The organism is Acinetobacter nosocomialis NIPH 2119 (assembly GCF_000368085.1).
GTDB lineage: Bacteria > Pseudomonadota > Gammaproteobacteria > Pseudomonadales > Moraxellaceae > Acinetobacter > Acinetobacter nosocomialis.
This window is the reverse complement of record NZ_KB849239.1, coordinates 1,998,389-2,013,446: the sequence shown is the minus strand read 5'-3', so window position 1 is coordinate 2,013,446 and position 15,058 is coordinate 1,998,389. Positions and strand designations below refer to the sequence as shown.

Below are 15,058 nucleotides of genomic sequence, written 5' to 3'. Positions count from 1 at the left end.
TATAAGTTTGTAAATTATTCGAATTTTTAATAAAAATAGTGGTATACCCCGCAAAAACGGGGTATTTCCTAAAAATTAATCAAAACGGTATATATCCATACCTAAAGAGCCCATTGTGAAGCTGCTATGAACAATCGTAAAACGATGGCCAGTTCCCATAGCGAAAAACAACGGCGCAAAATGTTCAAGAGTTGGATGATTACGTTTTATATAAGGCAATGACTGCCATTCCAACACGCCATCGTAATCTTGATGTGAAAGTTTATTAACAACAGTATTTCTAAACGTTGAAGCCCATTCAGGAACTTTTGAACTATCACCTTGCCATGACAATTCAGCAAGATTATGGGTAATACTTCCAGAACCAATCAGTAAAATTTGCTTTTCACGTAAAGGCGCAAGTGTTTGCCCAATTCTATAAATTTCTTGTGCGCTTAAGCTCATTGGTAAAGAAATTTCAACAACAGGAATGTCTGCATCTGGATACATATGTAAAAGAGGCATCCATACACCATGGTCGCGAGGGCGGGTACTATTGGCATGAGCAATAAAATGAGCGTCTGCCAACAACTTTAAGATTTCTTCGGCAAGTTCTGGTTGACCTGGTGCGCTATAGCGAATCTCATACAACTCTGGTGGGAAACCACGGAAGTCATGCCATGTTTCTGGACGTGTTGAACTACTTACTTCAAGTGCTTTACTTTCCCAGTGAGCAGACATCACGATGATTGCCTTTGGGTTAGGTAGATTCACACTAAGACGATGTAAGGCAGGACCCACTTGTTCTGGATCAAGTGCAAGCATGGGTGAACCATGTGAAATAAACAGTCCGGGAAGGGTTTGTAGTTCCATTTCATTACACCTGAGTTGAAAAGCAGAATAATAGTCATTATGCCAAAATCAGGACATGTTAAAAGTATCCTGATTTCAACGGATTGTTCTTAAAATGAAACGTTTGTTCTTTTTATGCACGGTGATAAGGATGATTATGATTAATAGACATCGCTCGGTAAAGTTGTTCGATTAATAAAACACGAACTAAAGGATGAGGCATGGTAAGTTTTGAGAGTGACCAATGCCAGGCAGCAGCTTTACGTACCTGATCAGACAAGCCATCTGGGCCACCAATAGCCAGTGCAACATCATTACCTTCAAGCATCCATTGTTTCATGGTGTCAGCCAGCTTTTCTGTACTAAGTTCGCGTCCGCCAACTTCTAAAGCAATAAGTGTCTCGTTGGGCTTTAAAGCATTTAAAATACTTTCACCTTCAATTTGGCAGTATTTTAAAATATCTGCTTCTGAGTCATTTTTGCCGCGTTTTGCCATTGGAAGTTCAATCACTTGAGTCTGAACGAAAGGTTGGATGCGTTTGAAATAATCTTCAAAACCAGTAAGTACCCAAGCAGGCATTTTTTGACCAATGGTCAGAATACGAATTTTCATGTGGTCTATTCAGTCAAAACAGCTGACGTATTATACCTGAGGAGACAATAACTGCGGGGGAGTAAGTGAGCATAAAAAACGCAGTCCAAAAAACAGTGTTGGACTGCGATCAAATGATCATCTGTCTGGAGTTCAGATGATCATAGAGAATAAAAACAAGGCTATCTGTAACATAAGATAGATAAGAGTAAATAATAAAATTAATCACTCTTACTTCTTATTATGAGGATGGTTGGATATTTTTCAATCAAATTATGTAACAAAAAAAAGAGAGCCGAAGCTCTCTTTTTTATTTTTTAATTAGTGACGTGCTGCTTTTGAGCCTTCCACCGGTTTTACAATCGGTGTTTTTGGTAAAGGCTTTGGCATTGAAGTTAATGCTAAAGGCAAGATCTCATCAATACTTTTCACAGCTTTGATTTCTAATCCTTCTTTCACATTGTCAGGGATCTCTGCCAAATCACGAACGTTATCTTGAGGAATAAAGACAAGCTTAATTCCACCACGATGTGCAGCAAGAAGTTTCTCTTTCAAGCCACCAATACGCATCGCACGACCACCAAGACTTGTTTCACCTGTCATCGCGATGTCTGGACGAATCGCAATACCAGTAAATGCTGATACAAGTGCAGTTGTTAATGCCAAACCAGCAGATGGTCCATCTTTTGGAGTTGCACCTTCAGGTAAGTGAACGTGTACATCAGTTTCTTCAAAACGAGATGCTTCAATACCAAGTTCATCAGCACGTGTACGTACTACAGTCATTGCTGCGGTAATTGATTCTTTCATTACGTCACCGAGTGAACCGGTTGTAATAAATTTACCTTTACCTTTAACAGCTGCAACTTCAATAGTAAGTAACTCGCCGCCTACAGAAGTCCATGCCAAACCATTTACACGGCCTACTTGTGCTTCATCTTCAGCAATACCAAAGTCAAATTTATGTGGACCTAGGTATTCAGGAAGATTGGCAGAGGTAACATCAAGCTGTAAGTTTTTAGATTTTTTACTTACGGCTTCTTTTACCACTTTACGCGCAATTTTAGAAACTTCACGTTCTAAACTACGAACACCAGCTTCACGTGTATAACGTTGAACAATGTCACGAATCGCTTCTTCATGAATTGTTAACTCTTTTGGACGTAATCCATTGTTCTTAATTGCTTTAGGAACAAGGTAGCGTTCAGCAATGTTTACTTTTTCATCTTCGGTATAACCCGGTAGACGAATGACTTCCATACGGTCAAGTAATGCTTCTGGAATATTCATACTGTTCGCAGTACAAATAAACATTACTTCAGAAAGGTCAAGATCAAGATCTAAATAATGATCGTTGAACTTACTGTTTTGTGATGGATCAAGTACTTCAAGCAATGCAGAAGCTGGATCACCACGGTAATCTTGTGCCATCTTGTCAATTTCGTCGAGTAAGAACAATGGGTTCTTCACGCCAACTTTTGTTAAAGACTGCACAATTTTACCTGGCATCGCACCAATATAAGTACGACGGTGTCCACGAATTTCTGCTTCGTCACGTACGCCACCAAGCGCCATGCGAACAAATTCACGACCTGTTGCTTTAGCTACTGATTCACCGAGTGAAGTTTTACCAACCCCAGGAGGACCTACTAAACAAAGGATAGGACCTTTGAGTTTTTTCACACGTGATTGAACAGCTAAGTACTCAACAATACGGTCTTTAACATCATCAAGACCATAGTGGTCAGCATCAAGAATTTCTTGAGCTTTATTTAAGTTAATACTGACTTTACTTGCTTTGTTCCACGGCGTATCTAAAATCACTTCTAGATAGTTACGTACCACAGCAGCTTCACTAGATGCAGGCTGCATTGCTTTAAGTTTGCGGAACTCAGCTTCGGCTTTTTTACGTACGTGTTCAGGTAAATCAGCTTCAGCAAGACGTTTCTCAATTTCAGCAACGTCATCTTCAGCGCCGCCATTCATATCGGAAAGCTCACGTTGAATGACTTTCATTTTTTCATTTAGAAAGTATTCACGTTGGTTCTTTTCCATTTGGCGTTTTACGCTGTCATGTAAAGTTTGCTCAATTTGCTGTTCAGCAGATTGATTCATCAAGTAGTTCATCAACTCTTGCAAATGAGCTTCAAACTCATCGTACTCTAAAAATTTCTGTTTAATTTCAATATTTAGAGGTACACGAGTTGCTACGAAGAACATCAATTGCAATAAGTCTTCGATTTTATTGGCAGCAGCTACCAGTTCACGTGCATTACGTAATTTTGCTTCTGCATATTGAGCAAATAGGTTACGTAACTCTTGTAAACGAGTTTCTTGAGTTGCCTTATCTACATTAATAGTCATTGGGCTTAAATCATGTTCAGCAGTCAAATAACTATCTTCATCGATAATTTTTGTGAGCTTAGAACGATGTAAGCCTTCAATAAGCACTTTAATGCAGTTTTCATCATTTTCATGATTAACTACTTGTACAATCTTAGCGACTGTACCGTACTGGTATAAATTGTCGTGATCAATTTCTTCTGTAAGCGAATCTTTTTGCGCAACTACAAATACTAAATTGTCACTGTTACGAGCCACATCAACTGCATTGATCGATTTTTCACGACCCACGAATAGCGCAATTTGCATGTGTGGATAAACCACCACATCACGTAAGGCTAATAGTGGTAATACACTTGGAACCTGAGGCTCTAAGTCAGTTTTTTCATTCATAATAAGTTCAGACATGGGCACTCCTAATGAGTGACAACGAGGTTGCCATGTTTTTTATAGTGATGTGTATTTTAAAAATTACAAGGGCATGACAATAGAAAATGTTGAAAAAAGGACTAATTTAGTCAACTTTTTTTTAAAAATGTTATGAATCAATAGATTAATTCTTAAGAAGAATGAAATTTTGTAGTGAAGCTGAGCATTTTTACTTAATAATTATTCTTTGCCGTACAAGTAAGGCGGTCAGCTTTCAAAAAATACTTTCTTTAATTTTATTTTATAATAGGTATTTTTATTAAGTATATTTAAAATTTTATTTATTTTATTATTTATTATTAGTAGTATAAAGGCACTATTATTTATAATATACATATGTATTTTAAATAGGTAATTATTACAGAATAATTATATTAATAATGGTATTTATTTTAGAGTTAATATTCTATTTTTAATGGAGTACAAGTGTATTTTAAAGAGTTTATTATTTTATTAATTTCATAAAAAATAACCATATATTTAGAGTTATTATTCTATTTTAAAATAAATTTACAAATTATTAACACAATAGAGATAATATGATTTGCTTTTAAAATATATCAATAAATTCAAATAATTAAAAATTAATCAATATTTTTGTTTTGTGAATTTTGTCTCACTTTTTCATAAATTTAAAGGATCTAATGTTTACCCCTTAAATTTATTCAATTAGGATGCCGCCTCTTTTTTTTGGTCAAATTTTTTTAAAAATGTATTTCTACATTTTTATTGACCTTTAATTTTGGTATTTGTCTGAGAAGTTTTATGAATAAAGTTTATAAGGTCATTTGGAATGCTTCAATTGGAGCATGGGTTGCAACATCTGAAATTGCAAAAGGTAAAACAAAGACTAAATCAAAAACTTTAAATGTATCAGCGGTAGTTTTAACAAGTGTAATTAGTTTTGCTCCAAATGCTTTCGCAGGGACAAATACCGAAGGGGGAGTAGGTCAAGGGACCTCTATTTCAGGTACAACTTCATGTCGTGAGGGGAATGCGAGTACAGCCAATGAAAAAGATGTTGCTATTGGTTGTGGAGCTCAAACACAAGACAGAATGGGCTCTAACATCGCAAACCGTAATAATCCTTATAATAATTCTACTGGTGCTTATGCTGGTGCAATGAAACAGGGCGGTGCGATCAGTGTGGGTACTGGCGCCGTAGTTGAGAAAGGTTTAGGTACCGCAATTGGTTCTTATGCGACAACTCAAGGTATTTCAGGCGTAGCAATTGGGACTGGAGCTTTGTCTTCTGGAAATACTGCTCTCGCACTTGGGCGTCAATCTGCCGCGACTGCCGATTTTTCTCAAGCCATTGGTAATGTTGCAGCTGCTACCGGTAAAGGCTCTTTAGCAATTGGTCACTCGGCAACTGCAGAAGGTTACCGTTCAATTGCAATTGGTTCGCCAGATATTGAAAATGCTGACCCAGTTGCGGGGCAAGCAGGTGCTGCTTACCAACCTAAAATGGCAACAAAAGCAACGGGTAAAGACTCGATTGCTTTTGGTGGTGGTGCAGTAGCAACGGAAGAAAATGCTTTAGCGATTGGTGCATTTTCAGAGTCTAAAGGTAAAAAATCTGTTGCAATTGGTACAGGCGCAAAAGCACAAAAAGATAATGCGGTTGTAATTGGAGACCAAGCTGAGGCTACTTTTGATGGTGGTGTAGCAATTGGTAAAGGTGCCCGTTCAGAAGCAGAAAATAGTATTGCATTAGGTAAAGATTCAAAAGCAGTCCAAGCTACTGGTGAAAGTTTCTTAACTAAACAATCCGCTCCAACTGGCGTTTTATCAATTGGCGATGTGGGAAGTGAGCGCCGTATTCAAAATGTAGCAGATGGTGCAGCAGATTCTGATGCTGCCACTATACGTCAGTTAAAAGCAGCTCGTACTCACTATGTCAGTATCAATGATAATGGCCAGCAAGGTGGTAATTTTGAAAATGATGGAGCAACTGGACGTAATGCAATTGCTGTTGGGGTGAATACTTCGGCTACTGCTCGTGAGGCAATGGCGATTGGTGCATATGCACAAGCAGCAGGTTCTGGCGCAATTTCAATGGGAAGTAGCAGTCAAACAATTGGTCGTGGTGACGTTGCTATTGGACGTAATGCATCGACTAAAGGGGCAGAAGGAACGCCATCTGGCTATAGCAATCAGTCAATTGCGATTGGTGATCAAACTAAAGCAATTGGAGATCAGTCGATTGCAATTGGTGCAGATGTTATTGCAAAAGGAAACTCTTCTGTCGCAATTGGTGGAGATGATGTTGATAAAATTGCCCAAGATGCTGAGCTGAGTAAAACCTATACAGAAATTACTGGTGGTGTGCTTAAAGCAGGCAGCTATCCAACAACTGAAGCAAATCACGGCTCAACGGCTGTTGGTGTTCAAGCAGTAGGTACAGGCGCCTTTTCTTCGGCTTTTGGTATGACATCTAAAGCAACTGGTGATGCTTCATCTGCTTTTGGCGTCATGTCTAATGCTTCAGGTAAAGGTGCTGCTGCATTCGGTGCTGTTGCACAAGCAACAGGTGATGGTGCATCTGCAATGGGTATTAACTCATTGGCATCAGGTACAAATTCAACGGCAATTGGTTCTGGTAATAAACCAGGTGAAGGTGCAAAAGCGACTGGGAACAGCGCTGCTGCAATTGGTAGTGGTGCCCAAGCAACAGGCGATAACTCGGCTGCAATTGGTAAAGGGGCTGAAGCTGCAAATGAAAATGCTGCTGCTGTAGGTGGCGGTGCAAAAGCCAAGGGTAAAAATGCTGCAGCCATTGGTGGTGGCGCAATTGCTGACCAAGAAAATGCAGTTGCAGTTGGTCAAGGTGCCCAGTCTTTGGTTGAAGGTGGTGTAGCTTTAGGTGCACGCAGTAAAGTAGAAGCTAAAAATAGTGTTGCTTTAGGCCAAGATGCTGTAGCAACTGAAGCGACAGGAAGTTCTTTCCTGACTAATCGCGATGCTTCTAAATCTAATGGTGTTATTTCTGTTGGATCAGCTGGAAAAGAACGCCGTATTACCAATGTAGAAGATGGCTCAGCCGACTCAGACGCGGTAACAGTACGTCAACTTAAAAATGTTGATGGGCGTGTGAGTCAAAACGCGAGCAATATTAGTAAGAATGCGCAGAATATTACTAATCTTAATCAAAAGTTAGATGATACAAAAACTGACTTTGGTAACCAGATTACTGATACAAACACCAAGTTAAATAACACCAAAGATCAGTTAACGACTCAGATTAACGATACCAAGACCGAGTTAAACAACACGATTGGTAACACGAAAACTGAGCTAAATAGCAAAATTGACAATACCAAGGTTGAGCTTGAAAACAAAGGCTTGAACTTTGCCGGTAATAGCGGTGCGGATGTACACCGTAAACTTGGTGAGAAGCTTAATATCGTAGGTGGCGCGGACGCTTCAACGCCAGCTTCAAAAACGAGCGGTGAAAATGTCATTACCCGTACCACACAAGATGGTATTCAGATTGAACTGTTAAAAGACTCGAAGTTTGATAGTGTGACTACTGGCAATACCACTTTGAACAACAATGGTTTGACTATTAAAGACGGTCCAAGCATTACTAAAGAAGGTATTAATGCGGGTGGCAAACAAATTAGCAATGTTGCTGATGGCGTAAATGCCAAAGATGCGGTGAATGTTGATCAGCTCACCAAAGTCAAAGAGAACTTAAATGGCAAAATTACTGACACGAATAATCAGTTAAATGATGCGAAAAAAGATTTAGGTAATCAGATCGCAGATACCAACAAGAATCTGAATGATGCCAAGAAAGACCTGGGTGACCAGATTACTGATACCAACACCAAGTTAAATAACACCAAAGATCAGTTAACGACTCAGATTAACAACACGAAAACTGAGTTAAACAACACGATTGGTAACACAAAAACTGAGCTGAATAGCAAAATCGACAATACCAAGGTTGAGCTTGAAAACAAAGGCCTGAACTTTGCTGGCAACAGTGGAGCAGATGTCCACCGTAAACTTGGTGACAAGTTTAATATCGTAGGCGGTGCGGATGCTGCAACTCCGGCTTCAAAAACAAGCGGTGAAAATGTCATTACCCGTACTACCCAAGATGGCATTCAGATTGAACTGTTAAAAGACTCGAAGTTTGATAGTGTCACTACCGGTAACACGACTATAAACACAAATGGTTTAACTATTAAAGAAGGTCCAAGCATTACTAAAGAAGGTATTAATGCTGGCGGCAAACAAATTACCAATGTTGCCGATGGCGTAAATGCTAAAGATGCAGTGAATAAAGGTCAGTTAGATGATCTTGCTGCCAAGCAAAATGCAACTGATGATGCTGCAGTGAAATACGATGATGCCAAAACCAAAGATAAAGTTACCTTAAAAGGTAAGGACGGTACGGTCTTAGATAACGTGAAAGCTGGCAACATTTCAGCGACTTCAAAAGAAGCGGTAAATGGTAGTCAGATTCATAATATTTCAAACAGTATTAAAAACAGCATTGGTGGCAATACAGTTGTAAATCCAGACGGCAGCCTGACGACCAATAACATTGGTGGAACAGGTAAAAATAATATTAATGATGCAATTAGTGAAGTAAAAAATACTGCGACTAAAGCAAAAACGACCGTAACTGAAGGCGACAACATTGTTGTAAAACAAACTGTTAATAAAGATGGTAGTACTAACTACGAGGTGGCGACCAAGAAAGATCTAACTTTAGATAGTGTTACTACAGGCGATAGCATACTTACTAATAATGGCTTAACCATTAAAGATGGTCCAAGCATGACTAAAGATGGTATTAATGCTGGCGGTAAGAAAATTACTGATGTTGCGAACGGTGTGATTGCACAAAACTCTAAAGATGCTGTAAATGGTGGTCAGGTACATAACATCTCAACAAGTATTAAAAATAGTATTGGTGGAAATACTATTGTTAATCCAGACGGTAGTCTGACCACTAACAACATTGGTGGAACAGGTAAAAACAACATCAATGACGCAATCAAGTCTGTAGATGACAAAGTCACAAATGGTGTAAATGACTTGACCCAAAAAGGGCTAAATTTTGGTGCAAATGCCCAGAAAGCAACTCAGGGTAAAGCTGTCCATCGTAAGCTTGGTGACACCATTAATATTGTGGGTGGGGCTAATCCAGAAACTGCTGAAGATAGAACCAGCGGTGAAAACATTATTACTCGTACTACACAAGATGGCATCAAAATCGAGATGCTAAAAGATGTGAAGTTCGACAGTGTAAATGTTGGTGGTCATGTTTTGAATCAGCAAGGTCTTATCATTAAAGGCGGTCCAAGTATCACAGTAAACGGCATTAATGCAGGTGGTAAACAAATTACCAATGTTGCAGATGGTGTTAATGCAAAAGATGCAGTGAACAAAGGCCAGTTAGATAAGCAAATTAATGAAGTTAAAGATCAAATTGGTAAAGATATTGGCAAACTTTCTGATCATGCGGTGCAGTATGACAAAGATAAAAATGGCAATGTTGACAAAAACTCAGTCACTTTAGGTGGTGGAGATAAAGGTACCAATCTGAAAAATGTAGCTGATGGTAAAGTTGCTGAAGGCTCTAAAGACGCCGTAAATGGCGGACAATTATGGAATGTTCAAAATCAAGTCGATAAGAACTCGAATGATATTAAGAACATTCAAAACAACATCGACAACATTTCTAATGGTAAAGCCGGTTTAGTTCAACAGCAAAAAACAAATGGTGAAATCACGGTCGGTAAAGACACAGGTGGTACTAGCGTAAATATGGCTGGTAAAGACGGTGATCGAGTTGTTCAAGGTGTCAAAGATGGCGAGATTAAAGCTGGTTCAAACCAAGCCGTAAATGGTGGTCAGATTCACAATATTTCAAACAGTATTAAAAACAGTATTGGTGGAAATACAACTGTTAATAGTGATGGTTCAATCACGACTAAAAACATTGGTGGAACGGGCAAAGACAATATTAACGATGCCATTGGTACCTTAAATCAGTCGAACCAAGAATTGGGTAATAAAATTACCAATCTGGGTGATCAGTTACAACAAGTGTTCTATGACACCAATAAACGTATTGATGATGTTGAGAAAAAAGCCAATGCGGGTATTGCTGCTGCGATGGCCATGGAAAATGCGCCGTTTGTAGCAGGTAAATATACCTATGCTGTAGGTGCTGCATATCATGGTGGTGAGAACGCAGTCGGTGTGACCTTACGTAAAACATCTGACAATGGTCGTTGGTCAATCACCGGTGGTGTAGCAGCTGCATCTCAAGGTGAGCCAAGTGTTCGTATTGGTATTAGTGGTGTTATTAACTAAGAAACTGGTTAGGAGAGTAGCAATGCTCTCCTTGCTCGACAGATTAAAGAGATTATAGAAATGAATAAAACAATCCAAAGCTTGGTCGTAGCAGCTTTTGCTGGTTTCGCGGTAACGACTTATGCAAATGAACCAGCTCAGCCACAGGAAGTTCATTTTCCAGCGATTGAAAAAAGTTATTTGAAACAAGTAAAACGCTATGAATACCAAGATGTTGCTCGTTTAGACCAAGGACTAAATAAAGACCAAATTCGAGCTTTACTGGGAAACCCTCAGTTTAGTGAAGGACTTTTTGCAGTAAAAGTTTGGAATTATGTACTAGATGTCCGTGTTCCTAACACACACCAGTACCAACGTTGCCAGTTACGTGTTGATTTTAATAAGCAATACTTAGCAGACCGCTTATCTTGGAAAGGTGAAGCATGTGAAGGTTTAATTGCTTGGGGTGAAAATAATCAGGCATCAGCATATAGCACTGTAATTGCAGATCGTACATCAAGCGTATTATTCGCTTTTGATCGATTTGATGTTAATGCTATTGAAGAGGGTGATGATAGCATTATCAAAATTGCTGAGCAGATTAAGAAAAGCCAAACAACAAATCCTATTATTGTTTCAGGCTTTACAGATCGGTTAGGCAAATTTAGTTACAATCAGCAATTGTCATCACAACGTGCTAATACGGTTGCTAAATTATTGGTACAACAAGGTATTGAAGCAAGCCGAATACAAATACAGGCAAATAGCCAGACCGATTTATACAAGCAATGTAGCGGTAATAATAGTTCACAACTTATTCAATGTTTAGCACCAAATAGACGTGTTAATATAAGTTGGTAAAACGGTCTGTCACGGCAAAGTAATCATCCATAGGGTGGTTACTTTTTCGTTTTTAAGAGGCTAAAAAACCAAAAAAGGATATACTTAAATTTTTATATAAAAATCATCTTTCAAAATTATAAAAGTGTGGTGAGGTTAGTAAGTCATTTAATTTTTGAATCTACCCTTCATGTTTCAAAGAATATCTTTACCAATGAGTTATTAAAAAAATTATTTATCGAAATAATTAAAATTTTTTTAATGAAGTAAAACGATAGTTTTTAAATATAAATTTAAACTCAATATTTTATTTTTATTATCTTTCTAGCCTAAAAAATACAGAACTTAATTACAAAGTTAAATTTGTAGTAAAAAATCATAATATATTTTTTATATTTATTTGATTATATATTGTTCTTTTTTCTTGTTTTTCATCGCATTACATTAAATTTCTGTGATTTACCTCTCATTTTTTCTTTGATATATTTCGCGAAATTTTTCATACCTTTAGTTTTTTGAAACTTTGTGTAGCTTTAGGTAAGTATTGTCTGTTTTTTGTAAAATGCGAGTAAGTATATGAATAAGATATACAAAGTAATTTGGAATGCTTCATTAGGAATTTGGGTTGCTGTTTCAGAAATTGCAAAGGGTCATTCAAAAACTCGTAGTCAAAGAACAAATAATGCTTTGATGCCTTCTACTGAAGCCACCGATTTTCTACAGTCCTCAACTTCAATTAATTTTAAAATTAAACTACTTACTTGGGGCATATTAACTGTACTCGTTCCGTCTATTACTTTTGGTGAAGTTGGAGTGTCAGGAGGTTTTGCTACTGGAAATAATGCCACGGCAATTTCTGCATGTACTGGAACAGGAGTGGGGGGAACTGGAGACCGAGCTACTGCAGGAGGAGAACGTGCATTAGCAATAGGTTGTGGTGCAGTAACAGATTCAGATAGAGATATTGCAATAGGTAGTCAAGCATCTACTGCAAATCCAGCAAATGCTACAGGAACTTATAATGAGTCGATAGCTATTGGTGCTGAATCTAGAGCAAGCGGATCTCAGGCTCTTGCAATAGGTGGTCAGGCGACAGCAACAGGTAATTCATCTGTAGCGATCGGTGCTGACGATATGGATAAAGTTGCTAGTACAAACCCACCAGCTTATAACTACACACCAACTGCCGGAGATAACGCTCTATATAATAATACTGCTACAGCGGCTGCATATAAAAATTTGACAGGCGATTACTTAGTTGACTTTGAAAAAACAAATGGCGGTGCATCTGGGGTAGGAAATCGTTATACCAGAGTACAAACAGGTGAAGCTGCAGTTGCGGTAGGCCCTAAGGCTACAGCTACTGATTTGGGTACAGCTTTGGGTCCTGTAGCGACAGCTGGGTCAATCGCTTCAGTTGCGGTAGGCGTAAAAGCAGAAGCACGTGGACAAGGTAGTTTATCTATTGGTTCACTAGCTTATACCGCAAATACAGGTGATGTTGCTGTAGGTATTAACTCTGCTGCTACAGGAGGTGATTCGATTGCTATTGGTGCTGGAAGTGACTTAAAAGGCACTCCTTATGTTCAATCAGGTGCATCAGCGAGTAAAAAGGGTGCCAGTGCGTCTGGGGCAAATTCGATATCAATAGGTACTAACACTGCGGCGACTGGCACAAATGCAGTAGTTGTAGGTACGCAATCAACCGCTTCAAATTTGGCTGTAGCGGTTGGTTCGGTTGCTACAGCTGGAGACCAAAGCGTTTCTATTGGTTCAAATAGTGCGGCTTCCTCTCAAACATCTGTAGCAATTGGTGTAAGAGCACAAACCTTACAAACTAACTCTGTTGCTCTAGGTAGTGATTCAGTGGCTGATCGAGCTTCGGGGTCACTCGGATATGACCCTTTAACTGAAACGAGCACGACAAATACGAATAGTACTTGGAAGGCGACAGATGCTGCTGTTTCAGTTGGAAATGGAACTACACGAACTCGTCAGATTACTAGCGTTGCGGCTGGAACGAATGATACAGATGCAGCCAATGTTGCACAGTTAAAGAAAGCAACTTCTAAAGTTTTAGCCGGAACAGGTACGACAGTTGCTCAGGGAACTGATAGTAACGGTATAACGACTTATACTGTAAATGCGAATACATTTACGGTACGTCAAGGAACAACAAATAAAGCAACTATTGGTGATAGTACTACTGATAAAGTCAGCTTTATCAATGGTAAAAATACTGTTGCTAAAGTAGCGGATGAATTAAATAGCAATACTGATGTTACTTTTGATTTAGCAGATGATATTTCATTAAATAGTGTAATAACTGGTAATACGACCCTGAATAGTTCAGGGGTTACAGTTAATGGCGGAGCTAATGGTCCAGTAAAATTAACGAATACTGGGCTAGACAATGGCGGAAATAAAATTACCAATGTTGCAGCAGGAACTATTTCAGCGAGTTCTACAGATGCAGTGAATGGTGGTCAGTTAAATACCACGAACCAGAACGTAACAACTGCCCAGAACACTGCAAACACGGCAGTGACCAATGCTGCTACAGCCCAAGCAACGGCAGACAAAGGCCTGAACTTCAGTGTCAATGGTGGTACAGCAGACAACGTGAAGCTGGGTGAAACGGTTAACTTTGCAGATGGCACTAACACCACAGCAGTCTATGACCCTGCCACCAATACCTATAAATACAATGTGAATGACAATATCGCATTAACCAATGCGGGTAGCTTAACGGTAGGCAACAGCAAAGTTGATAACAGTGGTTTAACTATTACAGGTGGTCCAAGTGTAACGACCGCAGGTATTAATGCGGGTAACCAGAAGATTACCAATGTTGCAGCTGGAACTATTTCTGCGACCTCTACAGATGCAGTAAATGGTAGCCAGTTAGATGCGACCAACCAGAATGTAACGACTGCTCAAAACACAGCAAACACAGCGGTGACCAATGCTGCTGCAGCACAAGCGACGGCAGACAAAGGCCTGAACTTTAGTGTCAATGGTGGTACAGCTGACAATGTGAAGCTGGGTGAAACGGTTAATTTTGCAGATGGCACTAACACCACAGCAGTGTATGACCCTGCTACCAATACCTATAAATACAATGTAAATGACAACATTGCATTAACCAATGCGGGTAGTTTAACGGTCGGTAACACCAAGGTTGATAACAGTGGATTAACCATTACCGGCGGCCCAAGTGTAACGACTGCAGGGATTAATGCAGGCAATCAGAAAATTACCAATGTTGCAGCTGGAACTATTTCAGCGAGTTCTACAGATGCAGTAAATGGTAGCCAGTTAAATACCACGAACCAAAATGTAACCACTGCTCAAAATACTGCAAACACGGCAGTGAAGAATGCAGCAGCAGCCCAAACGACGGCAGACAAAGGCCTGAACTTTAGTGTGAATGGTGGTACGGCAGACAATGTGAAGTTAGGTGAAACAGTTAACTTTGCAGATGGCATCAACACCACAGCAGTATATGACCCTGCAACCAATACCTATAAATACAATGTGAATGACAACATTGCATTAACCAATTCCGGTAGCTTAACGGTAGGTAACACCAAGGTTGATAACAGTGGATTAACCATTACCGGCGGCCCAAGTGTAACGACTGCAGGGATTAATGCAGGCAATCAGAAGATTACCAATGTAGCAGCAGGCACTAATGCAACTGAT

At 39.2% G+C, this 15,058-nt stretch carries 6 protein-coding genes; 3 read left to right on the top strand and 3 right to left on the bottom strand.

The features are described from left to right. Positions 1-75: 75 nt before the first annotated feature. From F984_RS13260 to lon, 3 genes are all read right to left on the bottom strand, one after another. A complete protein-coding gene (locus tag F984_RS13260; protein ID WP_004710038.1) occupies positions 76-852 on the bottom strand; it encodes a dioxygenase family protein in 777 nt (258 codons plus the stop codon). Positions 853-964: 112 nt separating this feature from the next. Then, the gene (gene rlmH / locus F984_RS13255) at positions 965-1,444 is read right to left on the bottom strand and encodes a 23S rRNA (pseudouridine(1915)-N(3))-methyltransferase RlmH (protein WP_002054393.1); all 480 of its coding nucleotides are present in this window, start codon (positions 1,442-1,444) and stop codon (positions 965-967) included. 300 nt (positions 1,445-1,744) lie between these two features. Beyond that, on the bottom strand, positions 1,745-4,174 hold the full coding sequence (lon, locus tag F984_RS13250) for an endopeptidase La (protein ID WP_004710036.1): 2,430 nt from the start codon (positions 4,172-4,174) through the stop codon (positions 1,745-1,747). Between the two features lie 786 nt (positions 4,175-4,960). On the opposite strand from lon, the gene ata reads away from it, so the two are divergent. The 3 genes from ata to F984_RS13235 form a co-directional block, all read left to right on the top strand. Then, a complete protein-coding gene (gene ata, locus F984_RS13245) occupies positions 4,961-10,534 on the top strand; it encodes a trimeric autotransporter adhesin Ata (RefSeq protein WP_004710034.1) in 5,574 nt (1,857 codons plus the stop codon). Between the two features lie 60 nt (positions 10,535-10,594). Further along, the gene (gene tpgA / locus F984_RS13240) at positions 10,595-11,374 is read left to right on the top strand and encodes a trimeric autotransporter adhesin/peptidogylcan-associated protein TpgA (RefSeq protein ID WP_004710031.1); all 780 of its coding nucleotides are present in this window, start codon (positions 10,595-10,597) and stop codon (positions 11,372-11,374) included. Positions 11,375-11,929: 555 nt separating this feature from the next. Next, the coding region (locus F984_RS13235) for an ESPR-type extended signal peptide-containing protein (RefSeq protein ID WP_004710029.1) at positions 11,930-15,058 on the top strand (3,129 nt) is incomplete at its 3' end.